At 47.0% G+C, this 26,141-nt stretch carries 22 protein-coding genes and 1 riboswitch; of the genes, 1 reads left to right on the top strand and 21 read right to left on the bottom strand.

The window, feature by feature from the left end; translation table 11 throughout:
• Window positions 1-66 precede the first annotated feature (66 nt).
• Window positions 67-1,158 (top strand): MFS transporter, encoded by a 1,092-nt coding sequence (locus tag BLQ79_RS02885; protein ID WP_234944901.1) that lies wholly within the window; start codon window positions 67-69, stop codon window positions 1,156-1,158.
• An 83-nt stretch (window positions 1,159-1,241) separates the two neighbouring features.
• Here BLQ79_RS02885 and BLQ79_RS02880 read toward each other — a convergent pair whose 3' ends face one another.
• The 21 genes from BLQ79_RS02880 to BLQ79_RS02780 all read right to left on the bottom strand — a co-directional run bounded on the left by BLQ79_RS02880 (window position 1,242) and on the right by BLQ79_RS02780 (window position 26,076).
• Entirely contained in the window at window positions 1,242-2,300 is a 1,059-nt protein-coding gene (locus BLQ79_RS02880) for a glycosyltransferase family 9 protein (protein WP_091363668.1), read from the bottom strand.
• Window position 2,301: 1 nt separating this feature from the next.
• Window positions 2,302-3,762, bottom strand: coding sequence for a D-glycero-beta-D-manno-heptose-7-phosphate kinase (gene rfaE1, locus BLQ79_RS02875; protein WP_091363665.1), 1,461 nt, complete (start codon window positions 3,760-3,762; stop codon window positions 2,302-2,304).
• Window positions 3,763-3,773: 11 nt separating this feature from the next.
• Entirely contained in the window at window positions 3,774-4,967 is a 1,194-nt protein-coding gene (locus BLQ79_RS02870) for a glycosyltransferase (RefSeq protein ID WP_091363663.1), read from the bottom strand.
• A 15-nt stretch (window positions 4,968-4,982) separates the two neighbouring features.
• The gene (locus BLQ79_RS02865; RefSeq protein ID WP_407639616.1) at window positions 4,983-5,993 is read right to left on the bottom strand and encodes an SDR family NAD(P)-dependent oxidoreductase; all 1,011 of its coding nucleotides are present in this window, start codon (window positions 5,991-5,993) and stop codon (window positions 4,983-4,985) included.
• 63 nt (window positions 5,994-6,056) lie between these two features.
• The gene (locus BLQ79_RS02860) at window positions 6,057-6,458 is read right to left on the bottom strand and encodes a hypothetical protein (RefSeq protein WP_091363657.1); all 402 of its coding nucleotides are present in this window, start codon (window positions 6,456-6,458) and stop codon (window positions 6,057-6,059) included.
• 32 nt (window positions 6,459-6,490) lie between these two features.
• The gene (locus BLQ79_RS02855) at window positions 6,491-7,294 is read right to left on the bottom strand and encodes a hypothetical protein (RefSeq protein ID WP_091363654.1); all 804 of its coding nucleotides are present in this window, start codon (window positions 7,292-7,294) and stop codon (window positions 6,491-6,493) included.
• Between the two features lie 114 nt (window positions 7,295-7,408).
• Window positions 7,409-8,185: a TatD family hydrolase gene (locus tag BLQ79_RS02850; protein WP_091363651.1), complete on the bottom strand. Its 777-nt coding sequence runs from the start codon at window positions 8,183-8,185 to the stop codon at window positions 7,409-7,411.
• Window positions 8,185-10,149, bottom strand: a complete 1,965-nt coding sequence (metG, locus tag BLQ79_RS02845) for a methionine--tRNA ligase (protein WP_091363648.1) — start codon at window positions 10,147-10,149, stop codon at window positions 8,185-8,187. The genes BLQ79_RS02850 and metG overlap by 1 nt, the downstream gene beginning before the upstream one ends.
• 293 nt (window positions 10,150-10,442) lie before the next feature.
• Complete coding sequence (gene rsmI / locus BLQ79_RS02840; protein ID WP_091363646.1) at window positions 10,443-11,291, bottom strand: 16S rRNA (cytidine(1402)-2'-O)-methyltransferase; 849 nt, start codon at window positions 11,289-11,291, stop codon at window positions 10,443-10,445.
• On the bottom strand, window positions 11,284-12,039 hold the full coding sequence (locus BLQ79_RS02835; RefSeq protein WP_091363644.1) for a tRNA1(Val) (adenine(37)-N6)-methyltransferase: 756 nt from the start codon (window positions 12,037-12,039) through the stop codon (window positions 11,284-11,286). Before BLQ79_RS02835 ends, rsmI begins: the two co-directional genes overlap by 8 nt.
• Window positions 12,032-12,874 carry a PSP1 domain-containing protein gene (locus tag BLQ79_RS02830; protein WP_091363641.1) on the bottom strand — a complete coding sequence of 281 codons (843 nt, stop codon included), beginning with the start codon at window positions 12,872-12,874 and terminating at the stop codon, window positions 12,032-12,034. Before BLQ79_RS02830 ends, BLQ79_RS02835 begins: the two co-directional genes overlap by 8 nt.
• The gene (locus BLQ79_RS02825) at window positions 12,871-13,896 is read right to left on the bottom strand and encodes a hypothetical protein (protein ID WP_091363639.1); all 1,026 of its coding nucleotides are present in this window, start codon (window positions 13,894-13,896) and stop codon (window positions 12,871-12,873) included. The genes BLQ79_RS02830 and BLQ79_RS02825 overlap by 4 nt, the downstream gene beginning before the upstream one ends.
• 232 nt (window positions 13,897-14,128) lie before the next feature.
• The gene (locus BLQ79_RS02820) at window positions 14,129-15,034 is read right to left on the bottom strand and encodes a dihydroorotate dehydrogenase (RefSeq protein ID WP_091363636.1); all 906 of its coding nucleotides are present in this window, start codon (window positions 15,032-15,034) and stop codon (window positions 14,129-14,131) included.
• A complete protein-coding gene (locus BLQ79_RS02815; RefSeq protein WP_091363633.1) occupies window positions 15,031-15,798 on the bottom strand; it encodes a dihydroorotate dehydrogenase electron transfer subunit in 768 nt (255 codons plus the stop codon). Before BLQ79_RS02815 ends, BLQ79_RS02820 begins: the two co-directional genes overlap by 4 nt.
• A 6-nt stretch (window positions 15,799-15,804) precedes the next feature.
• Entirely contained in the window at window positions 15,805-19,008 is a 3,204-nt protein-coding gene (gene carB / locus BLQ79_RS02810; RefSeq protein ID WP_091363631.1) for a carbamoyl-phosphate synthase large subunit, read from the bottom strand.
• Window positions 19,005-20,069 carry a glutamine-hydrolyzing carbamoyl-phosphate synthase small subunit gene (gene carA / locus BLQ79_RS02805; protein ID WP_091363628.1) on the bottom strand — a complete coding sequence of 355 codons (1,065 nt, stop codon included), beginning with the start codon at window positions 20,067-20,069 and terminating at the stop codon, window positions 19,005-19,007. The genes carB and carA overlap by 4 nt, the downstream gene beginning before the upstream one ends.
• Window positions 20,066-21,355 carry a dihydroorotase gene (locus BLQ79_RS02800; protein ID WP_091363625.1) on the bottom strand — a complete coding sequence of 430 codons (1,290 nt, stop codon included), beginning with the start codon at window positions 21,353-21,355 and terminating at the stop codon, window positions 20,066-20,068. Before BLQ79_RS02800 ends, carA begins: the two co-directional genes overlap by 4 nt.
• Entirely contained in the window at window positions 21,339-22,295 is a 957-nt protein-coding gene (locus tag BLQ79_RS02795) for an aspartate carbamoyltransferase catalytic subunit (protein ID WP_200779812.1), read from the bottom strand. The genes BLQ79_RS02800 and BLQ79_RS02795 overlap by 17 nt, the downstream gene beginning before the upstream one ends.
• Before the next feature lie 146 nt (window positions 22,296-22,441).
• Window positions 22,442-24,097 carry an ATP-dependent nuclease gene (locus BLQ79_RS02790; protein ID WP_091363621.1) on the bottom strand — a complete coding sequence of 552 codons (1,656 nt, stop codon included), beginning with the start codon at window positions 24,095-24,097 and terminating at the stop codon, window positions 22,442-22,444.
• Between the two features lie 223 nt (window positions 24,098-24,320).
• Window positions 24,321-25,625, bottom strand: coding sequence for a phosphomethylpyrimidine synthase ThiC (gene thiC / locus BLQ79_RS02785; RefSeq protein WP_091363619.1), 1,305 nt, complete (start codon window positions 25,623-25,625; stop codon window positions 24,321-24,323).
• Between the two features lie 77 nt (window positions 25,626-25,702).
• Window positions 25,703-25,799: riboswitch (TPP riboswitch) on the bottom strand.
• Window positions 25,800-25,845: 46 nt separating this feature from the next.
• Window positions 25,846-26,076, bottom strand: a complete 231-nt coding sequence (locus BLQ79_RS02780) for a YdbC family protein (protein ID WP_091363617.1) — start codon at window positions 26,074-26,076, stop codon at window positions 25,846-25,848.
• Window positions 26,077-26,141 lie beyond the last annotated feature (65 nt).

The raw sequence follows: 26,141 nt of genomic DNA, 5'->3' as shown, positions 1-26,141 counted from the left end.
TAATTTCGGATTGCCCTGGTGGGATTCTGGCTTCAGCTGACAACACAGCAATGGCTGGTATACCGAATGACTGACTCCGCTCTTATGCTGGGCCTTCTTTCTGCCTTTCAGTTTCTTCCAAGTTTCCTGTTTACCATCCCTGCCGGTGTTTGGATTGACCGCCATAATAAGCGCAAAATTCTGATGTGGACGCAATGTATGTATATCATTCAAGCCTCTTCTCTCGGCCTTCTTCTTCTGTCCGGTCATGAAACTTACTGCTGGATGTTGTTCTTTGCATTCTTTACCGGCAGTATCGATGCCTTTGATATGCCAACCCGTCTCGCCTTCATGCAGGAACTGGTAGGTCCGGAAGCACTGCACAGTGCCATGGGATTGAATTCAACCAATTTTAATCTTACCCGTATGATTGGACCTGTGCTCGCTGCATTTCTGTTAAATCACCTGTCCTACAGTGCTTTATTCTTTATGAATGCCGCATCCCTTCTTCCTATACTGTTTGTTTACCGGAATATGGATGTCAATTCTGTTCCTGCCCCCGTCGTAAACAGAAACCCGTTCCGCGAGATGAAGAGCGGCTTTAAAATGGCTGCCCACATTCCCGCTATTATCACTAATATTGTATGTGTCGGCATTATCAGCAGCTTCCTGTTAAACTTCAGCACCTATGGTCCACTCTTCTCTGACCGGGTTCTTCATCGGGGTCTGGGCGGATTCGGTTCGCTACTGTTCTTTATCGGTTTGGGGTCCATGACTGGAGGATTGCTTGCTGCCTCTTCTTCCCGTAAGGTCAGCCAGAAAAGTATATTTAATTTTGCAATACTTTCCGGTATTCTGCTCATGATGGTAAGTTATATAACCATATACGCTCTGGCCATGGCTCTTTTTACATTTCTGGGATTTATGGTCATTCTGTTCATGGTAAACTGCAACACAGCCATTCAGATGGCGTCCCCAAAAGAATACCTGGGTCGTATTATGAGCCTTTACACATTTGTATTTCTCGGATGTACACCTTTTGGTACCCTTTTTACCAGTGCCGTGATTGAATATGCAGGGACCTCCAATGGTCTGTTTCTCATTGGTGCCCTCACCGTACTGCTCATTCTGTTAACCATTAAGACCCTGTGGGCCGGTAAAACTCATACCGGCACATAATGGCGGTTGCGACAGCGCTTCTGTTCTGATTAAAATTCTGCATAAAAAACGGATATTTCCATTGGGAAACATCCGTTTTTTATTTAACATCCTGCGTTCCGGAGGGCTTCCTCCCCGGCCGCAATTACTTCTTCCACAGTAATCTTATCCAGGGGTACATAATTGCCGGATTTTATATTCTTATTTACGTGTTCTGGCCCCATAGGCATATCCCAGGACGAAATAGCCCTGGAATATTTTCCCAGCGGGTGATGAAACTTCGCATTGCTTGGCCCAAACATGGCAATGGTCGGTACGCCCCGGCTGTCCGCCACGTACATAGGACCACTGTCATTAGTAAAGAACAGGCTGCAGTGAGACGCCGCGGCCATGAACTCTCCCATGGACAGTTTTCCGGCGGCGATCACATAAGGATGCTTTACTTCCTGTACCGCTTTCTTTATAAGGGGCAGTTCTGATTTCACCCCGAAGAATACCGGAATCATGCCGCGTCTGGCAAAATGTTCCGCCACCTTGCCAAAGTTTTCTGCCGGCCAGTTCTTTTCCGGTGTAGAGCTCCCTACGGACAGTCCAACCAGTTTGGCGCCTTCTTTAATGCCTTCTCCAGCAAAAAATTCATCGGCCCTGCGATCCCACTCCTCACATGTGTATGTACGCATGCCATGATGAGTAAGATTCTCTACGCCCAGAAGCGAAAGAACCCGAAGATATTTATCTACTGCATGACTGTTATAAGTCTCTATAGTCACAGGATAATCCATAAAGAGTGAGTCCATCCGTGTCCCTGGTTCGCCGGTCCAGAACCCTGGCTTCATAGCCAGAGCCATCAGCGAAGTACGACTGGTCCCATGAAGGGTTATCAGGAGATCCGGATGCATCTGTCTTATTTTCTTTCCTATCTTCCAGCAGGCACTGAGACTTCTGTCCTTACCATGTCTGTCTACTTCTATCAGTTCATCCACATTGGGGTTGTACTGTACTGACTCTTTAAACCGGGAATCAATGACAAGAACAATTTTCGACCCTTTTGCTTCCCGGCGGAGGACCTCCAGAAATGGAGTAATCGAAACCATATCGCCAAAGTACAACATGTACATGACAACTATGGTTTTATTGTTTATATCAATTTTCTTTCCTTCCAATTCATTTTTCCTTTTTTATCTTTGCAATAATATCCGTAGTGGAATATCCATCCACAAAAGGCAAAATCCTTACTTCACCGGCATACTGACGTCCCGCCACCTCTTCGGGCTGATAATCTCCGCCCTTAACCAGGATATCCGGCTTCAGACAGGACAACAGCTTTTCCGGGGTATCTTCACTAAACAAAACCACCGCATCCACAAACCGTAGAGCAGAAAGCATGAAGGCCCGATCAGCTTCTCCATTGACAGGACGATGGCTTCCCTTCAATCTCCGGACAGAGTCATCAGAGTTCAGCCCTATAATCAGATGATCCCCCAGTTCTGCTGCTTCAGCCAGGTATGTCAAATGCCCCCTGTGAAGGATATCAAAGCATCCATTAGTAAATACCACCTTTTCGCCCCTGGATTTCCAGTAAGAGATCATCGCTTCCGCTTCTTCCCATGAAACAGCGCCCTCAGTATGTCTGACCCCGCCTTCTTCCTCTTTCCAGCGGGCCAGTACTTCCTCTCTCTTTACCGAATATGTTCCTACCCGGGAAACAGAAATCCCTGCTGCTGTGTTAGCCAGATTCAGAATGGTTTCCGTATCCAGGCCTGAACCAACCGCTGCCGCTAATACGGCCATAACCGTATCCCCGGCTCCGGATACATCAAAAACATCCTGCGCCTTGGCCGGGCAATGGGTTACCCTGTCGTTCTGGACGGAAGATATTCCCTTTTCGGAACGGGTGACCAGAAGATTATCCAGATGATATTTTTCCAGCACCGCCCGGCCGGCTTCTTCTACCGCCCCATCTTCATTAGGTACCGCATAGCCGACGCAGTCAGACAGCTCCTTCAGATTCGGAGTGATGGCATAGGCTGAATCATATTTATCCCAGTTGCTGCCTTTAGGATCTACAAGAACCGGAATCCCTTTTTCTCTGGCATACGTTATAATCTGCTGTGCCAGAGAAGGGGTAATCAGCCCTTTACCGTAGTCAGATATGACTATACTGTCCATATGCTGCCCGGCCAGGTTCTGTACCCAGCTGAAAATTTTCTGTTCTATGACGCTCCCTGCCCTGCATGGTTCCTCAAAATCAAGACGCATCATCTGCTGCCGTGCTCCCAGAATACGGACTTTGGTAGTGGTCTTGTATTCTGCCAGCGTAAAGACTCCGGATTTATCCACTTGGGCATCGGAAAGCAGAGCAGACACTTCGCTGCCACTGTCATCCGCACCCGTAACTCCGGCAATATATACATGACAGCCTAACGCAGCCAGATTATGAGCTGTATTAGCCGCACCGCCTAACACTGAACGTTCTGTCCTCACCAGATTTACCGGAACCGGTGCCTCTGGGGAAATACGGGAAACCTGCCCGGAAATATACTTATCCAGCATGATATCCCCAATCACGGCCACATGCATCCGGGTAATCTGTTCTTTTAAGAATCGTTCTCCCTCTTGTCTCATACTTGCTCCTCTTAACCCTTAGTGTTCTTTGTTCTTTCCACAGTGTCTTTAATCAACATCTCCCAGGAATTCCATATGCATTCCGGACGATAGGCCTCCATGCCCTGTCTTGCCTTCCGGCCAAAAGATTCCCTTTTCGCCGGATCCAGCATGAGTGCTTTCAGCGATTCCGCCAGCGCTTCCACACCATCCTCTGCCAGGTATCCATTTTCGCCGGACACAATCAGTTCATTCACCGCGGGGCAGGACGCATACCCCACTACCGGAATCCCGGCGGCCATCGCTTCTGTCAATGCTAGCGGGAATCCTTCGTGATGGCTTGGGAAAGCAAAAATATCCGTTTCTTTCCATACAGACTGCATATCCCTGGTCGTTCCTTTCAGGAAGACCTGATTTTCCAGATGCTTTCCTTCAATCAGTTTCTTCAACTTCATAACATAGGCTCTGTCATAGTCCGCGCCCCAGAAATTAACTTTCCACTGAGGAAAATCTTCCGCCAGCAGGGCAAAGGCTTCAATCAGCAGATGCTGTCTCTTCGTTCTGCCGGTAAGACGGCCTACGGAAGTAATCACATATTCTTCTTTCTTTTCTCCAGGATGTGCCTGCACTCCGGCTTCCGGAACCGCATTGGGAATTGCCGTAAAATGCTTATAGGAAAGATACTTTTCTGCCTTTGGGATAAAAGATGGAAGGAGGACCTGAATAGAGGCGCTCCGGCAAAGCATCTTTTTCTCTTCTTCCGGCGAATGCATAAAAATCTCATCTGGATCGTTATGAAGCATGGAAATAACCGGAACAGAAATCTCCGGATGGCTCAGCAGCAGTCTCCCAGTCGGTTCTCTGGATGAAATGATGACATCTGGCTTCGTCTTATCCAGAATTTTTCGGAATCCGGGCCAGAGCGGTTCCATAAGCTTATAGTTGACATTCCTTGCCTGCTCGCGGCTGAAGGGGCGAATGATTTCCCTGACCAGTTTCAATCCCCGGCTGAGGGCCACCGCCTTTTCTCCAGGAAGATGACAGAGATTATAAAACTCCACATTGTCAGGAAGCGGGAAAAAAGGAGTCCCGTCCTTTTCATCCATCATAACCACAGTGACCTTATGACCTCTTACCGTAAAGGCCTGGGCCATATCCGACAGAACATGCTCAATCCCGCCGCTGTATCCTATGAACTTATGTAAATTGGCCAGCAATATATTCATAATCGTATCTCCCCATCAGGACAGATGATAATAAGCCTTAAACCATGCAGCAAAACGGGTCAGCCCTTCTTCCAGTGTTGTCTTCGGCTTAAAGTCAAAGTCCTTTTCAAGTTCCGATACATCCGCATAGGTCTGATATACATCCCCTGGCTGCATAGGAAGGAATTCTTTCTTTGCCTCTGTGCCTATAGCCTTTTCCAGAATGGAGATGAAGTCCATCAGTTTAACCGGATGGCTGTTCCCGATATTATAAATCTTGTATCTGTCTCCATCCTCATTCTCATCAGGCGGGCAGACAATCATACGGGAAATGCCTTCCACAATATCATCCACATAGGTGAAATCACGAAGCATTTCACCATGGTTATATACCTGAATGGTTTCTCCCTTTACCATCTTATTCGCAAATTTAAAGTAAGCCATATCCGGCCGTCCAAACGGTCCATACACGGTAAAGAAACGAAGGCCGGTCGCCGGAATCCCATACAGATGGGAATAGGTGTAGGCCATCAGTTCATCCGACTTCTTAGTAGCCGCATACAGGCTTATAGGATGATCTACAAAATCCGTAGTGCGGAACGGAGCGGTCTTACGGGTTCCATAAACAGAAGAACTGGAAGCAAACAGCAGGTGTTCTACCGGATGATGGCGGCAGGCTTCCAGAATGTTATAAAAGCCGATAATGTTGGACTGGATATATGAATCCGGATGATCAATGCTGTAACGAACCCCGGCCTGTGCTGCCAAGTTGACAACTACATCTGGCTGATACTGGTCAAAAACCTGATTCAATGCCTCTTTGTCCGCAATATCCACAGGGATAAAGACGTAAGAGCTCCCATGATTCCCAATATCCCTGATTCTGTCCTCCTTAAGATGAGGATCATAATAGTCATTCATATTATCTACCGATACGATCCGGTATCCATCATTCAATAATTTTTTAGTAAGATGATACCCGATAAAGCCGGCACCACCTGTCACTAATACAGTTTTTTCAGTCATTCTGTATCCTCCTGATAACAGACAATACACTGTTAATTATACCACAAGGACTTATATCCCTTTTTAATGTTTCTCTGGGTCTGATTATTTCTGCTGCATGTTCAGATATACCGCATCCAGATTTTCCGGAGTAACTTTTAGTTCATTTATCGCACTGTTTACAGAAAGAGCGAGCAATTCTCTTGCTGACGAAACACTGGTGTTCTGTTTAATCCATCGAGCCGCACGTTCATCCATCGGACTGACAATCAGACTGGATCCGTTATATTCCAGATGAAATTTGCCCATCTGGTAATGCAATGTCAGAAATACGTCCACCGTCTTCCTATGATTTTCACTTTCCATTCTGGCGTTCTTCACAGATTGGGAAGGAACCAGGTCAACTCCATGATTCTCTGAAGTTATCGCATAGATTCCATACAACTGGTCTTCCCTGTTTTTATTCACATAATAGAATGGGATTCCCATGTCTGTGGCCTTTGTCATATTTTCAGGCCCTTCTATTACACTTGCCGGGGTCACCGTACCAATAGTTGTGCCAGTGGTAACAGGAGAGGTTCCCTCAGCATAGAGCTGAAATTGCCCTGATTGTTAATCTGGATATTGCCTGCATCCTGATTCTTGAATCCGGTGAGAGTAACCGGATCATAGTGAATGGTCGAATTGGACTCACCATAAATCCGCGTACCTGCCCCGGCGGTTACCGTCAGTACTGCCGGATTGACAGTGATATCTCCGTTCACATATTCCACGTTATAGTCATTCAGATACAAGTCATGAGACATGGACACCGCGCCCTTGTAGGCTGCCACATGCCCGTTATCATAACGAACATTCGCATGGGTATCCATAACTGCCGCATCATTTATAAAGGATGTCGGCGTCATCACATTGGCTCTGGCTGAAGAGTCTTCATAAACCGACGCCAGATTTCCCATACCATGGAATGACCATGTTCCTGTATAATGTACATCCGGTTCCAATACTGCATTTCCATAAATCTTGGTCCTGGAATCAGCAGTATAGGTGGCCGTTGCCGGTGTTACCCTATAAGTCAGAGTACCTCCGGAAATTACATAGTTTGGTGTCTTATCCAGCGAATAATCATCTCTATGTGCAGTCAGTCCATCATTCATAACCTGATTATAAGAAACCGATTGCACAGCTCCTGTGCTGTCACGTTTAATGTGCGTATTCAGGCCTTTATCCAGCCCTGCAGCAACAGCAGCCGAATGCGCCAGATGGTTCAGAGCGTCCTGATTAACCACATCGCCTATAGTATATCCATTGCTGAGCACGGGATTCTTACGCTCTTTTTTCATGCATTACCAAACTCAGAGAGAATATATATATTAATCTAGATATCAATACAAAAAAGCTCTTTCAATCCAGTGAATTGAAAGAGCTTTTCAATGAATGGGTTGTTGTTACCCATTTTAGTTTCTACTGATTCCAAAAAGCTTTGCAGCATTATGTCCAGTAGTCTCTATGACCTCGCTTACCGGCATCTGTTTCAGCTTTGCCAGAGCCTGAGCCACATACCACACATTTTCCGGAACATTGAGTTCCCCATGTTTTTCAAAAGGTGCCTGATAAGGGCTGTCTGTTTCAATAAGTATCCTGTCCAGCGGGAGAGTGGATGCTACCTGCCGGATCCGACGGCTTCCAGGATACGTAATCGACCCGCCAAAAGAGATATAAAAGCCTGTATTTATCAGTGCTTTCGCTGTTTCCAGACTTCCACTGTAACCATGTATAACTCCGGAAACAACTCCATGTGCCTGCTTTTGTAAAAGAGAAAGTATTTCCCCATGGGCTTTTCTGTCATGAATAATCAATGGCAGATGTAATTCCCCTGCCGCCTGTATATGCCTGGAAAACCAGTACTTCTGCAATTCCCGATCACAGTTCTTACTGAAAAAATCCAGTCCGGTCTCTCCCAGCGCCACCACTTTAGGTGAATGGTGTGCCAGAGAGAGAATCTGTTTCCAGTCTTCCCCGGAAACATGTTCCGTATGAAGGGGATGAATCCCCACCGCTGCGAAAATACGGCTTTCCCCTGATGCAATTTGCACCGACTGTTCTGATGTTTTTCTGTCTTCTGACGGGCAGATAATAAATCCTACCCGGCCAAGAGCTGAAGAAATCACATTCTCTGTCTGTCCCGCATACATCGCATCATACAGATGAGCATGAGAATCAACGGGAAGCATTACTTAACCCGGCTTCCTGCCGGCATATCTACGGTTGGTACAACCAGTTTGCCATCCAGTGAAGCAGCGAGAATCATCCCCTGGGATTCAATACCCATCAGTTTGGCCGGTTTAAGGTTGGCCACAAAAATCACCTGTTTGCCAATCAGTTCTTCCGGTTTATAATGTTCTGCGATACCGCTGACCACTGTTCTTTCCTCATTTCCAAGAGAAACCGTCATCTTAATCAGCTTTCTGGACTTCTTTACCTTTTCTGCCGTGAGAATCTTAGCCACACGAAGGTCAATCTTACCAAAATCATCAAAGGTAATTTCCGGCTTAACCGGTTCAATGGCTGGATTAACTTCAGGTGCCTTAGCTGCTTCTTCTTCCTTTATCTTAGCTTCAATAGCTGCTGCCTTCTTCGCTTCTTCTTCCAGGTCAATGCGCGGATAAATCGGCGCTTCCTTATGAACTATGGTACCGTCTGGAATTCCTCCCCAGGTAAGGTCAGCATAGCCGGCATCAGCAAATCCGGTGAGGCCCAGCTGGTTCCAGATTTTTTCAGCACCAATCGGAATTACAGGTTCTGCCATGAGGGCAACAAAACGCAGACCTTCACAGATATGATAAAGTACAGCCTGAAGTGCCGGGGCCTTAGCTTCATCCTTAGCAAGAATCCATGGTTCTGTCACATCGATGAACTTATTGAGGGAGCGGATATAAGCCCAGACTGCGCGGAGAGCATCGTTGATTTTCCAGTTGGTCATTCCTTCCTTGAATGCCTTAAGGGTATCTTCTGCTCCCTTTTCCACTTCACGGCATGCGGCATCCACCTTGTCATCTACAGAAGCATCTCCCTTGTTTAGTACTCCATCTTCATACTTTTCAACCATGGAAAGGGTACGGTAGAGCAGATTGCCAAGATCGTTGGACAAATCGGAATTAATGCGGTTGATAAGTCTTTCTCTGCTGAAATTACCATCCTGTCCCAACTGGATATCATTAAGCAGATAATAACGAATAGCATCCGATCCGAATTCGCGGAGAAGCGGAATTGGATCGATGACATTACCTCTGGACTTGGACATCTTTTCCCCATCCACAATCAGCCAGCCATGGCCATATACCATTTTTGGCAGTTCAATACCAAGGCTCATAAGCATAATCGGCCAGATGATGGTATGGAAACGGACAATTTCCTTCCCTACCAGATGTACATCTGCCGGCCAGAATTTTTCAAATTTTTCCTTATCATCCATAATACCGGCTGCCGTAAGGTAATTAACCAGTGCATCGAACCATACATAGACTACATGCTTGGGATCAAATGGCACAGGAATCCCCCAGGTGAAGCTGGTTCTGGATACACACAGATCGTCCAGTCCGCTCTTTACAAACTGAATCATTTCATTACGGCGACTTTCCGGCTGAATAAATCCTGGATTTTCTTCTATAAACTTAAGCCAGCGATCCGCATATTTAGACATCTTGAAGAAATAGGCTTCTTCACTGACTCTCTGCAGCGGACGTCCGCAATCCGGGCAAACATGTTCTTCCGTCAGTTTATTTTCCGGCCAGAACGTTTCATCAGGAATACAGTACCAGCCTTCATACTTGCCAAGATAAATGTCTCCTTTATCATAAGCACGCTGGAACAACGCCTGAACGACCTTCTTATGACGTTCTTCGGTGGTACGGATAAAGTCATCGTTGGATATATTCAGTTCCTTCCACAGTTCCTTGAACATGGAGACAATACGGGTTGTGTATTCAAGAGGAGTAACTCCTTCTGCTTCTGCCTTCTGCTCAATCTTCTGGCCATGTTCATCCGAACCAGTCAGAAAGAACACTTCATCTCCATCCAGTCTGTGAAAACGGGCTTCGCTGTCCGCGATAGTGGTGCAATAAGTATGACCGATATGGAGTTTGGCACTCGGGTAATAAATAGGGGTAGTAATATAATATTTTCCTTTTTGAGACATGAAAATTCCTCCTGCTTAATTACATATTGTCATTATTATACCACGCATATACAGACAAAATATATTCATAAAACTCTCTTTATGATAGAATTTCCTTAAAAATCCGGGGGATATCTGACAATACCATCTGTCTGATATCCTTCCATTCCAAAACACATACTCTGCCGGTCCTTGCCTTGCTTCTTTCATCGCACATCCCTTCCCATAAACGGTGAATATCTGCTTATTTACAGAGAAAGAAAACCATGAACAGATCGCGCTTTAATCTGTTCATGGTTTAACATATTATGAATTTAATCTTTTAATGTTAAAAGATACTGATAAATTTCCCGGCGTGAAAGGTTATATTCTCTGGAAGTCTGTCTGGCCGCTTCTTTCAGAGGCATGTCTTCTGCCAGTTCCTGTGCACGCTTTCTCCAGTCTGATTCCTCTGACCGTTCCTGCTGAGCTTCCTCGTCTGATTTCCCTGCCACCAGAACGACATATTCTCCTCTGGCCGGTTCAGTCTCCAGTTCCTGTAATAATTCATCCAGTGTTCCCCGGGTAAATGTCTCGAACTTCTTTGTCAGTTCCCTTGCCAGTACGGCTTTGCGATTTCCCAGATGTTTACGAAGGTATTTCAGTGTAGCCTTCAGACGATGAGGCGCCTCGTAAAAAATCAGGGGCATAAACAGAGGCTCTACCTGGTCAATCAGCTTATCTGCCTTAGCTGTGGTCTTAGGCAGAAACCCGATAAATGTGAACTGACGTGCATCCAGTCCGGAAGCCACAAGTGCCGTAAGCGCCGCATTCGGCCCCGGCAGCGGAACTACCGGAACATCTTCTTCCAGAGCCAGTTTTACTAAATCAGCCCCTGGATCGGAAATAACCGGCATACCTGCATCAGAAAGTTGAGCCAGGGACATACCTTCTTTCATCTTTTCAATAAGCTTTGGCCCCGCTTCATGTTTATTGTGTTCATGATATGCCACCATAGGCGTATGAATATCCAGATGATTGAGCAGAATCCGAGTATGTCTTGTATCTTCTGCTGCAATGCAATCCACTTCCTTTAATACGGATATTGCCCGTTCCGTCATATCGGAAAGATTGCCAATCGGTGTGGGAACCAGATATAACGTTCCCTTTTCTACTTCATTCATTTTGTTTCCCCTTTCCGTAGATAGCCAGGACTTCCTCTGTATAAGAGCCATCCGGATTATGCAGAAACAGTGGTGGATCCACGGTTACTTCCGGATGCCCGCCATAGCGCCATTCCAGCAGGGCCCGGGAAGCTGTATGTCCGGGTCTGGCGTGTACCAGACGCAGCCGTTTGACTTCCATATGATACTCGCGACCAATCGCAATCAGATCCCCAAGCCGGTCAGCCCGGTGTACCATCGTAAGCCGTCCCCCATACGCCAGCAGATACTGGGCTGCCTGGAATACATCCCGCAGGGATGCTCCCAGTTCATGACAGGCCAGTGCCTTCCCAGGTTCACTGTTCGTATTTCCGGTACCTACTTCCCGATATGGCGGATTGACCACCACGGACTGGAAATAGCCTGACGGAAACAGGACATTTGCCTTTGTGTAATCACAGTGAATTACCTGAATATAATCTTCCCTGTGATTCCCTTCCACATTTCTCTTAGCCAGTTCCGCCATAACCGGATTGATTTCCAGCGCTGTAATATGCCTGGCCCCCAGAGCAGACAAAAGCAGGGCTATCACTCCGGTACCCGTTCCCAGATCCACAATCCGGTCTTTAGCCCGTATATTCACATAATGTGCCAAAAGCACCGAGTCCATGGAAAAGCAGAACTGATCTGTCCGCTGGATAATCTTCATTCCGTCGCGTACCAGGTCGTCCAGCCTTTCCCCTTCTCTCAATTGCCATATATCAGTCATCGCTCTTGTCTATCTCTTTCCAGGACAGAATCTGTTCCGGCTGGTCCGGATACTGTACCTTCACCGTATGTTTCTGGTGATTAACATAAACGACCTGTCCTTCGCCTTTATCTGTCATGACTTTCATGCCTACAGAAGGTTCTGGTACCACAATCTTTTTATGGCATCCGCAGCCGTTGCCCTTTATTTCTCCGCATTTATACATACCATCTTCATACCGGAGACAGCACATCAGCCGTCCGCATACCCCGGATATTTTGGATGGATTGAGAGACAATCCCTGCGTCTTGGCCATTTTAATGGATACCGGCGCAAATTCTCCCAGGAATGAGGCGCAGCATAAGGTTCGCCCACAGGGACCGATGCCGGAGACCTGCTTAGCTTCATCTCTTACGCCAACCTGCCGCATTTCAATACGGGTATGGAACACAGCGGCCAGTTCCTTTACCAGTTCCCTGAAGTCCACGCGCCCTTCCGCCGTGAAAAAGAACACAATCTTATTGCGGTCAAACGTGTATTCCACACGGAGAAGCTTCATTTTGCATTTTAATTTTTTTATCTTGTCCAGACAAATCTGAAATGCTTCCTTTTCTCTTTCCCGGTTCCTTTCTACCTGTACCAGATCCCGAGCCGTAGCCTTTCTGAGGATAGGACGCAGTTCGCCGGGATCCCCGGGGATTTCCGGATGCTTCGGGAAAATAACAACCCGTCCATATTCCATCCCTCTTGAGGTTTCCACAATGACGCCATCATCTATATTAACTTCCATATTTTCGGAAGAGAAATAATATATCTTGCCCGCCTTCTTAAAACGGACTCCAGCTATCTTATTCACAGGTGCACCCCTTTCCTTATCCATACCATATTAACTGCCAGCATATTGATGACATCTCTCACAGAAATACTGTGCCTGAGCGCCTTTTCTGCCTTCTCCAGTATCTTCACGGCGGCTTGTGCCTTTCCATCCGCCCAGCTGGGCGCGAATTCTCGTTCTTCCTGAGTAATCAGGGAAAACATATCCGCTTCATCTGCTACTTCATTGAGCAACATAAGGTTCCTTCCTATAGCGATGCACCAGCTGAGATTTCTGAGCAGTTCCTTCCGGTTCGTTTTCGGACTGATTCCAGCCAGCCTGGTAAGCGGCATGGAATCAAAAGTCACAATTTTCCAGAAATGCTTCGCCCAGTCATAAGCGCTCTTTCCGCCGGCCCCATAAAAGTTCAGAGCGGCTCCTGGATTTCCGGCACACAGCCTATATGCTTTTTCAATGTCCTCCGGAATCTTCAGACCAGAAAACTCTTCTCTCCGCGCGATTACAAAATTCTGAAAACCGTCTCTGTCCAACGGCATAAACCGGAACAGCTCCGCCCGGGAAACCACCGTAGGCAGCATACGTTCCAGATTATGAGAAATCAGAATAAAGAAAAGATTTTCCTTCGGTTCCTCCAGCGTTTTCAACCACGCGTTAGCAATAGGCGCCCCCATGGTCTGCGCTTCATCAATAATGCATACATGAGGACTGTCATCAAAATGCTGTATATAATCACCCAGCTCCACGAATTGACCAATTTGCAGAACATCGGTAAATGGTTTCATATAAAAAACATGTGCATCCAGCATGTATAGAAGTGATTTTTTCTCATCATCCAGCCAGGCCGGCGCATTGTTTTCATTCCAGACCTTATCCGGACTGATGTGGGTAAGCGCAGCCGCCAGATCCAGGGCTGCTGTGGTCTTCCCCAATCCTTCTTCCCCGTAAAAGATGCTCGTACTGGCCATCCGGTGGTTTTCAATGGCTTTGGCCCAGGACTGTTTCACTCGTTCCTGCCCAAAGACATGCGGAAAGATAGAATTCACACTTACACCTCCATTTACACTGCTACTATCTTATAGTTTAACACAAAACATAAAGGGAACCTATTAGTTAATCCATTAATTCACACTCTGGATATGCTGTATATACAGGGATTATCCCACAATAAAAACCACCTGAGAGGCTGGCCTCTTTTCTAATTTCAGTAAAGAGGAACTCTGTCATCTCAGATGGTTCTTTTTGTAGAAGCGGGGAAACTAAACTACCCTGACCTCATCAGATTTTCAATGTGTTGACGATGGAATTGACATCTTCCACCTGATTGGCTTCGCACCACTTACGTAATTCACCGGTAATGCGGGGAATAGCGTTGGGAGAAGCCAGGGTGGCTGTCCCGACCTGAACGGTATCCGCACCAGCAATCATGAATTCAGCGGCATCGGTACCTGTCATAATGCCTCCCATTCCGCAAATCGGGATGTGAACGGCTTTTCTTACCTGCCATACCATGCGAAGAGCTACCGGTTTAATAGCCGGGCCGGACAGTCCGCCAGTGACATTGCCCAGTACCGGGCGTCGGGTTCTCGCGTCAATGGCCATACCCATAAGTGTGTTAATCAGGGAGATGGCATCCGCTCCCGCTTCTTCCACCGCTCTGGCCACTGCCGTAATGTCAGTGACATTCGGAGAAAGCTTAACGATGACCGGCAGAGTGGTGTTGCGTTTTACTTCTGCTGTAACCTGAGCTGCCACTTTGGGGTCAGTACCAAAGGCCATGCCGCCATTGGTAACGTTTGGACAGGAAATGTTGACTTCCAGTGCGCTGACGCCCGGAACGGTAAGAGCCTTCGCAGTCTTTCCGTATTCTTCCACATTTCTGCCGACCATGTTGGCAATAATCGGTACATCATACGACTTCAGCCTCGGTAAATAGTAGGATAAGAACTTTTCTACCCCAGGGTTTTCCAGTCCGATGCAGTTCAAAACACCGGATGCGGTTTCCGCAATACGGACCCCTTTGTTCCCTGTCCAGGGAGTAAGACCAAGTCCTTTTACAGAAATAGCCCCTACCTGATTCAGGTCCATATAATCCTTGTATTCTATGCCATAGCCAAAAGTACCTGATGCGGCAATAACTGGAGATTTCATCTTAATTCCGCAGAACTCAACGGTCATATTCATAAAACCACCTCCGCTGCATCAAATACCGGGCCATCGCTGCATACCTTATAATGGCCGCCTGCCTTTCTGTCACATACACAGGCCATACAGGTACCTGTGCCGCAACCCATCCGGCGTTCCAGGGATACTTCACACGGAACCCCGTATTCACCGGCAATTTCTGCGGTCTTCTTCATCATGATTCCCGGTCCACATACAGCTACCTGACGGACAGTGCCCTGTTTCATCACATCCGGAAGGACGGATACGGTGAACCCTTTGATGCCATAGGAGCCATCATCAGTTGTAACAATGAGCTGCTTCAGTGTTTTCGGGAATAAATCTTTCCAGAAGACTTCGTCCTTGTTGCGTCCGCCGATGACTACCGTCATCTGACCTGGTTTTGCCCGTCTTGCAGTAAACAGAATCGGTGCAATACCTACACCACCGCCTACGCCGAGAATTTCTCCTTCTTCCGGAATGGTAAAGGAAGTTCCCAGTGGTCCGAGGCAGTCAATGGTATCGCCTTCCTTCATTTCGGACATAAGCTGTGTACCACTCCCTACTACGCGGTAAAGGATTTCTACCAGTCCCTTGCCCGGTGCCGTACCGGCAATGGAAATCGGACGACGAAGCAGTCTGCTGTTGTCATTAATCTTTACATGTATAAACTGACCTGGTTTTGCCTTTTTGGCGGTCAGTGGAAGAGAAATCACCATGCGCCAGATATCCGGACCCATCTTTTCATGGCGGATGATGATTCCTTTTTCAACCATTCCTGTCATAACCTGTTACTCCTTTACATATTCCTGAATAGATTCCACATGATGGCTTGCTTCGGTATCGTCTTCAGCCATGACACGGAGAACTTCCTTAGCTGTATCCAGTGAAGTAAGGCACGGGATAGCCAGTTCTACTGCGATTCTTCTGAGATCATAGCCTTCCTGTTCAATCTGGCTGCCGTAGGAAATGGTATTGAGTACCATGTCTACCTTCCCGGACTTCAGATACTTTTCACAGTTTTCGCCCTTTTCATGAATCTTCTTAATAATTTCAACCGGAATGCCCAGGCTCTTGAAATAGCTTCCTGTACCGGAAGTGCAGACCAGCTTGTATCCCAGTTTTACAAATCCGCGAGCCAGGTTAGCGGTTTCCTTCTTATCTCTGTCGCTTACCGTGATGAGGATGCTGCCGCCTGCAGGAATCATAAGGTTAGCCGCAATGACTGCCTTATAGAGGGCTTCCTCATAGGTATGTCCAATACCCATAACTTCGCCAGTGGACTTCATTTCCGGTCCCAGCTTGATTTCTACCAGCCCCAGCTTGGAGAAAGAGAAAACAGGTGCCTTAATAGCTACATAATCCTTTGGTGGAACCAGTCCAAGTGGAAGTCCGGTATCTTTCAGCGATTCACCCAGTGCTATTCTTGTTGCATATTCCACCATATTGATACCGGTAATCTTACTCATGAATGGAACTGTACGACTGGCTCTTGGGTTGACTTCAATTACATACACACGGTCATTCACAACAATGAACTGAATGTTGACCAGCCCCTTTACGGACATGGCAATCGCAATCTTCTTCGTGTAATCAGCCAGAGTATCGATAATCTCCTGGCTCAGATGCTGCGGAGGATATACGGCGAAGGAGTCCCCGGAATGAACGCCGGAACGTTCAATCTGTTCCATAATTCCCGGAATGCATACATCAATACCATCGGAAATAGCATCAATTTCCACTTCACGGCCAACCATGTACTGGTCAATCAGTACCGGATGTTCATGAGAAGCAACAACGGCTTCCTTCAGGTAGGTTCTGAGTTCGTGTTCATCATATACAATCTGCATTGCACGACCGCCAAGTACATAGCTTGGACGAACGATAAGCGGATAATCCAGATCCTGTGTCTTTTCAATGGCTTCGGCTTCACTTTCCACCAGACAGCCTTTAGGTCTGGCAATGCCCAGCTGTCCCATGAGCGTATCAAAACGTTCTCTGTCTTCTGCCATATCGATACTTTCATTAGAAGATCCGATAATGCGTATTCCTCTCTTGGCCATAGGAGTAGCCAGATTGATAGCTGTCTGACCGCCAAACTGACAGATAACCCCTTCCGGCTTTTCCTTTTCAATGACTTCCATGACATCATCCACGGTAAGTGGTTCGAAGTACAGAGCATCCGATGTATCAAAATCAGTGGATACCGTTTCCGGGTTATTGTTGATGACAATAGCCTTATGACCAGCCTTGCGGAGTGCCCAGGATGCGTGTACTGAGCAGTAATCGAATTCAATCCCCTGGCCGATACGGATTGGGCCGGAACCAAATACGACAACGGACTTATTGCCCTGCGGCTGTACTTCATCTTCACTGCCATAGGTGGAATAGTAGTATGGTGTCTTCGCTTCAAATTCAGCGGCGCAGGTATCCACCATCTTAAAGTCCGGATGAAAGTTCAGCTTCTTTTTCATGGCTCTGACCGCTTTGATGGTAGTATCGCTCAGCTTGGCAATAACTTTGTCCGGAATTTGAATTTTCTTTGCTGCCACCAGAGTTTCTTCCGTCAGACCTTCTTTAATCAGACGCTTTTCCATATGGATGATATTCTGAATCTTATACAGGAAGAACAGATCGATTCGGGTAATGCGATTAATTTCTTCCGGTTCAATTCCACGGCGAAGCGCTTCTGCAACCACAAATATACGTTCATTATCTGTTCTATGCAGGAGGCAGCGGATATCATACAGCGACTGGCTGTCCAGTTTAGCCAGATGCAGATAGCCTTCTCCTACTTCCAGAGAACGTATAGCTTTGAGAAGAGATCCTTCCAATGTACGGTCAAGTGCCATGACTTCACCAGTAGCCTTCATCTGGGTACCAATCTGGCGATCTGCCAGAGTGAACTTTTCAAATGGCCATCTTGGGAATTTGCATACTACATAGTCGATAGATGGTTCAAAGCAGGCCTTGGTATCTCCGGTTACTGCATTTGTGATTTCATCCAGGGTCATTCCCAGAGCCACCTTGGCCGCTACCTTGGCAATCGGATAGCCGGTAGCCTTGGATGCCAGTGCAGAAGAACGGCTTACACGCGGATTTACTTCAATGACATAGTACTGATTGGAACGGGTGTCCAGCGCGTACTGTACGTTACATCCACCTTCAATGCCCAGGTAGCGGATAATGTTGATAGATGCGGTACGAAGCATCTGGAACTGTCCATCGGTCAGCGTCTGAGTCGGTGCCACTACGATGGAATCGCCGGTATGAACGCCTACTGGGTCGATATTTTCCATGCTGCAGACGATGATGCAGTTATCTGCGCTGTCGCGCATAACTTCATATTCAACTTCCTTCCAGCCGGCTACGCTTCGTTCAACCAGAATCTGGTTAATCGGAGACAGTTTCAACCCGCGGTTGGCGATTTCTTCCATTTCATAACGGTCATGGGCAATGCCGCCGCCGGTTCCCCCAAGGGTGAAGGCCGGGCGGATAATTACCGGATAGCCAATGCTGTCGGCAAACCTGACAGCTGGTTCCAGCTCTTCAAAAATTTCACTTTCCGGAACCGGCTGATGGATTTTTTCCATGGCTTCCTTGAACAGTTCTCTGTCTTCTGCATGCTTGATTGCGTGAAGAGAGGAACCCAGCAGCTTTACGCCGTACTTTTCCAGTACACCGGCTTCTGCCAGCTGAACCGCCATGTTAAGACCTACCTGACCGCCCAGGGTGGCCAGCAGTGCATCCGGTCTTTCCTTCTTAATAACTTCGGTTACGAACTGCAGAGTGATTGGTTCGATATACACAGCGTCGGCAATATCTGAATCGGTCATAATCGTGGATGGATTGCTGTTTACCAGAACAACCTGCATGCCTTCTTCCCGGAGGGAACGGCATGCCTGAGTACCAGCATAGTCGAATTCAGCAGCCTGGCCGATTACGATTGGGCCAGATCCAATGACCAGTACCTTTTTTACATCCGTTCTTTTCATTTCCTGTTCTCCTCCATCATCTGTGCAAATTCCTTAAACAAATAGAAATTATCTGTCGGTCCCGGTGCGGCTTCCGGATGATACTGTACAGCCTGAATTGGCAGGGTCTTATGACGGATACCTTCAATGGTTCCATCATTTACGCTGCGCAGTATAACTTCCATACATTCCGGCAAGTCCTCATCAGATACGGCATAGCCATGGTTCTGGCTGGTGATGTATACGCGGCCTGTACGCAAATCTTTGACCGGATGGTTGGCTCCTCGATGTCCAAAAGGAAGCTTAAAGGTCTTAGCTCCCAGAGCTATGGAAATCAGCTGCAGACCCATGCAGATACCGAAAATCGGCTTCTTGCCGATAAGTTTTCTGACTGTTTCCACGATTTCCGGCACATCCTGCGGATTCCCTGGTCCAGGGCTCATGAAAATGCCATCTGGATTGATGGACAGGAGTTCTTCTGCCGGTGTGAAAGCGGGAAATACATGTACAGTGCAGTCATTAGCTGCCAGACTCTTCAGAATATTCTTTTTCAGTCCGCAGTCCACCAGCGCCACCTTATACTTGCCGTCACCATATACATAAGGATAAGGAGTAGTTACTCTGGAAATCTGATTGTGATGCATGGACTGACCAAGCAGTTCCCTGATTTCATCTTCCGTTCTGTCAGCTCTTACGATAATCCCCTTCATAACCCCGTGTTTTCTCAGTTCGCGGGTTACCGCACGGGTATCCACATTATAGAGGCAGGGTACATGATATCTTTCAATGAATTCAGTAATGGTTCCCTTGCACTCCCAGTTGCTCGGGTGTGCGGCAATCTGGTCCACTACATATCCAGCAGCTGCCGGTTTGGCTGTCTGCATAAATTCATCATTAGCACCATAGTTGCCAATCAGTGGATAGGTCAGTGTCAGAATCTGCCCTTCATACGAAGGATCTGTAAAACATTCCTGATAACCTGTCATCCCTGTATTGAAAACCAGTTCACCAAAGCCTTCTACATTTCCTAAAAGAGTACCTTTGAAACGGGCTCCGTTGGCGAGTACTAATAAGCCGTTCATTTCAATACCTTCCCTTCCTTCATAACCACTTGTCCATCAACTAAAGTAAGTACTGCCTTTCCTTTCAGCGTAATACCTTCATAAGGAGTAAACAGTGTCTTTGTATATAAATCCTTTCCATGAACTGTCCATTCATAGTCCGGATTAATAACCGTAATATCCGCCGGTTTTCCAGCGTTCAGTATGCCACCTTCCACTCTCAGAAGTCTGGCCGGATTTGTACTCATCAGTTCCACAATCCGGTCAATGGACAGACGGTGGGTGTGATAAAACATGGTGAGGACAGAACCCAGAGACGTTTCCAGCCCTGCGATGCCATTCGGCGCGCAGCAGAAAGGCACATCCTTTTCCTCATTGGCATGCGGCGCGTGGTCTGTAATAATCGCATCAATTGTTCCGTCCAGCACGCCTTCAAGCAGTGCCTGTCTGTCTTTTTCCGCGCGGATAGGCGGTGCCATTTTATAAACCGGTTCGTAGCCCTTCAGATAGTCATCCGTGAAATAGAGGTGCTGCGCAGTTACTTCTGTAGTCACACGACTTCCTCTCTTTTTAGCCTGACGGATAAGTTCCACCGCACGGGCAGAGCTTACATGGGCTACATGAAGATGGCATCCGGTAAGTTCGGAGAGAATAATATCCCTGGCTACCGCGATATCTTCCCCTGCCGCCGGCCGGCCGGTAACACCCATGCAGTACGAATTGGTACCTTCATTCATAAATCCCTGACGGCACATGGTCATATCTTCTGCATGGTCAATAATCATCTTATCGAGCATATCGGCATATTCCATAGCGCGACGCATAAAGTCTGCACTCTCCACATACCGTCCATCATCCGAGAATGCTACAGCGCCTGCTTTAGCCATGCCACCCATGCCGGAAAGCTGTTTCCCTTCCAGTCCTTTGGAAATCGCGCCGATAATGCTTACCTTGACTACCCCGGATTCTTCCACCCGTTTCTGAACGGATCTCAGTACGGTAGCGGAATCAATTACCGGGCTGGTATTGGCCATAGTGGCTACACGGGTTACCCCGCCAGCGGCAGCGGCCTGGGTCCCTGTGTGAATATCTTCTTTTCCTGTCTGTCCCGGTTCGCGGAGATGTACGTGCATATCAATCAGCCCCGGAGTGACAAAACATCCGGTGGCATCATACACTTCAGCTCCCTGCTCATCCGCATGGCCGCCCAGGGAAACAATCTTCCCGTTTTCGACTACCACATCCCCCTGTTCATGCTGTCCTCTTGCCGGATTTACGATGGTTCCGTTTTTAATTATGAACTTCAATGTCTTTTCCCTCCGTAAGAATCAAATACAGCATCGCCATACGAATTGCTACCCCGTTTCTGACTTCTTCCTGAATCCAGGAGCGTTCATCATAGGCTAAATCTTCTGAAATTTCTACGCCGCGGTTCATCGGCCCCGGATGCATGACAATAGCTCCCGGTTTTGCCAGGGCCAGGCGTCTGCGGTTCAATCCAAACAGGCTGGAATATTCTGAAAGGGACGGGATAAATCCGCCAGCTGCCCTTTCCAGCTGTATACGGAGTACATTAATGGCATCTGCGCCATCCAGCGCTTCTTCCATAGAATCATCCACAGTGCATCCCAGAGCTTCCAGTTCCTTTGGCACGAGCGTCCTCGGCCCGTACAGGTGGACATCCGCCCCCATTTTGGCAAAGCCGATAATATCGCTCCGGGCTACCCGGGAGTGCAGAATATCACCTAAGATGACATATTTCATTCCTTTCAGTGAAATTCCTGCTTCCCTTACGGTAAACATATCCAGCAGTCCCTGAGATGGATGCGCGTGCGCGCCATCGCCCGCATTGATTACCGGAGGGATTGCCACCCGTGGACTCCCTGCCCTGGATACAAAAACAGCAGCCCCTTCTGACGAATCGCGAATGACTAACGCGTCAACTCCCATAGCGGATAAAGTCAACGCTGTGTCTCTTACGCTCTCACCCTTCGTCATAGAGCTGCCTGATTTGGAAATATTAACAACATCAGCACCTAGATACTTAGCTGCCAATTCAAAAGAACTTCTTGTTCTGGTGGATGCTTCAAAAAATAATGTAGCAATAGATTTACCTCTCAAAACATCAAGTTTCTTGTTTTGAGAAATAACAATGTTCTTCATCTGTGCCGCCACTTGAAGAATTCGTTCAATCTCTGCGGAACTGAGTCCTTCCAAGGATACTATAGATCTGCCTTTCAATGACACGTTATGGTCCCTCCCTGCCACATTACACCATAGGATACCTGAATATTGATATAGATATCTAAATATTGATATAAATAGAGATTTCAACCATTGTAAAACATACCTTCGCTTTTTTCAAGTTAGAATCAGGCAAAGATATAATCTTTTTACTTCTGGATTTCCACCCGGTCTTTCGCGGATACCTCATGTCTGTCCGCGCGGTTAACCGCTTCCGTAATAGCGCGTTTAAACGACTCCGGAATTTCATTGATTCCCAGCTGAAGTCCGAGTGCCCGACCTATGATAACACCTTTATTCCCATAAAGCCAGGCAAAATAATAAAAAGTAAGTGCCTTCTCCGATCTTACAGATATATTTTCCAGTTTTCTCGGGGCAAATTCCGATTTGGGAATCTGAAGCTTCTGGCAGGCTTTCTTAATAAGAGCCTGCGGCACATAGGTGGAATCCGGCGCAACCGTTTTTACTACATTCAGAAGAAGGTGCGACTTTCTCTGTGTTACACAGGATTTCACAACATCCATTTCATAGCAGATATTATCGGTGTAAAACACATGAGACTGTCCATGTTCTGCCATAACATCCCTGTCGTACAGGCATACCGTAGGAATATGGAACTCGCGGAGCAGGCGGCTTATTTTGGATATGGAACTTTCTCCGCGGGCATTAATCAGGCAGATTCCATGGTAGTCAAAATGTATCCCCATGGTAATGGCAAAATATGGGAATGAACCATATTCTGTTTCCCCTTCCACAATGAGAGCACACCGAGCATACATGGCCTCCTTCACTTCAGGGAAATGCATAATCAGATGTTTTTCAATTTCCTTATCGAATTTAAAGGACGCTCCACAGGCAGCGCTGACTCCGGAGGCTTTATTTCGATACAGACGGATAATGCAGCGATAATCATCCACCAGCGCATCCGTAGAATGGGTAACAATGAAAAGCTGACCATCAATTCCATCCACGTCAAGCACTGCCTTTATCAGTTCGCAGAACAGAGATTCCCGATTAGATAAAATAGAATGAAGGAAACTGATCATCGCCCTTTGCAGATAAGGATGCAGCTGTATTTCCGGATCATCTATGCTCACTGCAATAGGCAAATATTTCTTGCCATCCCGTCCGGTAATTATCAAATCCTGAAAAGGAATAGACCGGCTTTCTTTCTTCCTGATCATCTCACTGAGCAAATGCCCGCCAACCGCCATCATCAGCTGAGTAACAGAGCTCTCCTCTTCCTGCGGTGTAAAATAGATGGTATTGATAATCAGCAATGCGGCTGCACGCGGGTCTTCCGGCAATTTCAGATCTATTCCCTTTTTATGAAAATAATCTTCGGCTCTTGCATAATTATCTTTATTTCCAGACAATATCAGGGAAAACGCATCATGAAGGCGCTTAAATTCCTGATCCGACACAATGTTACGAGGAACCGCTTCCAGAGAAAGATTAATGTAAAACATGCTTCGCACATATTCCAACGGAAGCTGATTGCCCGTCTTCAGATCATATAACCGGGGAACTACTTCCGTTACCTTCTGTTCCAGAGAAATTTTAAGTTTTTCTCCCGATGACATATCCGCCATAGACAATTCAATAGCCACGCGGATTGGCAAATCCGGGTCCTTAAAATCGCTTTCCACAAATCCCAATCCCTGAGTAACCGTCTTTAGCAAAGCCAGAAAATTGGTCTTCCCGATATTATTGTCTCCTACAATAAAGTTCATGCTGTCATCAAATGTAAGAGTTATCATATGGAATGTACGATAATTCTCTATTTTCATAAAGGATATATACATAGGTACTCCTTTCAGAGTGTCATGTCTTACTATATTTATACTTATATCTATATTATAGGTGTTGTCAGAATGTATTACCAGTGTAAACAACAGCTGACACAATTAGTCGCAACGGTTTTATTTATTCCGGGCTCAAATATGCTCATACAAATTTGTACATCAAAAAGAGGACTGTGATGCTTTGTTTTGCATCCCAATCCTCTGGAAATATATCTCTGATAAATTATTTCAAGTAAGGATCTTCATCCGTATTCCGATTATTTAAAATAGAGTCCAGTGTCTTCATCGGGCACTTTGGTCCGCACATAGTACAGGTCTGCTCCTCTTGCGGCTGGCTGCTTTCCCGGTAAGCCTTTGCCTTTTCCGGGTCAATGGCCAGAGGTATCATCCGCTTGAAATCCACTCTTCTTCTGGCCCAGCTCATCTCCTCATCCCACTGTGCGGCTCCCGGAACCTTTTTAACGATATCCGCCGCATGGCAGGCTATTTTGGAAGCTACGATACCTTCATGAACATCCTGAATATCAGGAAGCCTCAGATGTTCTGCCGGGGTAACATAGCACAGGAAATCCGCTCCGCAGGCTGCGGAAAGTGTACCCCCGATAGCTGCCGTAATATGATCATAGCCAGGCGCCACATCAGTGACAATCGGTCCCAGTACATACAGCGGAGCACCATGACACAGCTTTTTCGCTACTTCCACATTCATCCGTATATCATTGAGCGGCATATGTCCCGGGCCTTCCACCATAACCTGAACTCCGGCCTTACGCGCGCGCACAACCAGTTCCCCCAGCGTAATCAGTTCAGCAATCTGAATGGCATCGGTTGAATCATGACCGCATCCGCTTCGGCAGGCATCCCCTAAGGATATGGTTACATCATAGGTGCGACAGATATCGAGGAGTCTGTCGTACTGTTCATAGAAAGGATTTTCCTTCCCTTTAATCATCATCCAGGCAAACAGAATGGAGCCGCCACGGGATACCAGGTTGGTAATACGTTTATTCCGCATAACATGACCGGCCACTTCCCGGTTGATCCCCGCATGAATGGTCATAAAATCAACACCGTCTTTTGCGTGCTGTTCCACTACCTGGAACAGGTCATCCGCTGTCATATCTTTCAGCGCCTTCCCAAGTGCGCCATCCACATCATACATGGGGACGGTCCCAATAGCCGCCGGGCTGTTTTCAATAAGCCAGTGCCTGAACCCCGCGGTTTTTCCATAGCAGGATAAATCCATAATGGCTTCCGCCTTCATACGCCAGGCCAGTCTGGCCTTTTCCTGTTCTACAGAATAATCATGACAATCTTTGGACACGCCAAGATTGACATTCATTTTAGTACGAAGTCCTTCCCCTATGCCATAAGCATGCAGGGACCGGTGATTTTTATTGGCCGGAATGACGATATGGCCTGCTTCCACACCTTCTCTTATCTTTTCCGCATCTATATGCTCATCTTCTGCCACCTGGTGCATTTCTTCTGTAATAATGCCCTGTTTGGCCGCTTCGAGCTGTGTCATAATATCTCCTTCTCCGTCTGACAATCAGACAAATAAAAAAGCCTGCACAAAGCAGGCTGACAGCCATCCTATATGGCCATCCCATAGCTTTGCTTCCTTACGTCAGTATGAACTGCTTCAAGTTCGAAGGGTCGGTTTACACCTCTCAGCCTTGCGGCTCCCCCAGCAATCTGCAATAGGTTATTCTGTTTTTCTGTTTTTCTGTTTTTCTGTTTTTCTGTTATTCGTACTTATCGAAATCAACAGTGTTCAGGATTTCCTTAAGCTTCATCAGCTCTTCCTTATTTAAGGTAATCCCCTTAGTCATAGAGCTGTGATCTTCATTCCAGGAACGAATGTCAAATTTCGGTGCATGGTTATTCCAGCTGGTATAGGTCAGCTGCTTCTTCCAGCCCTTGCTTTCGGACAGGTTCCCGATTTCTTCATGAATTTCTACTTGAATCTGTGCCATTGTATTCACCCCTCTGTTACAGAGAGCCTGTAAATGCTCCCGGTTAATCACGCTCATGGTAGCAC

Source organism: Dialister histaminiformans (genome assembly GCF_900103425.1).
In the GTDB taxonomy this organism is placed as follows: Bacteria; Bacillota; Negativicutes; order Veillonellales; family Dialisteraceae; genus Allisonella; species Allisonella histaminiformans.
This window is presented reverse-complemented; position numbering and strand designations above follow the sequence as displayed.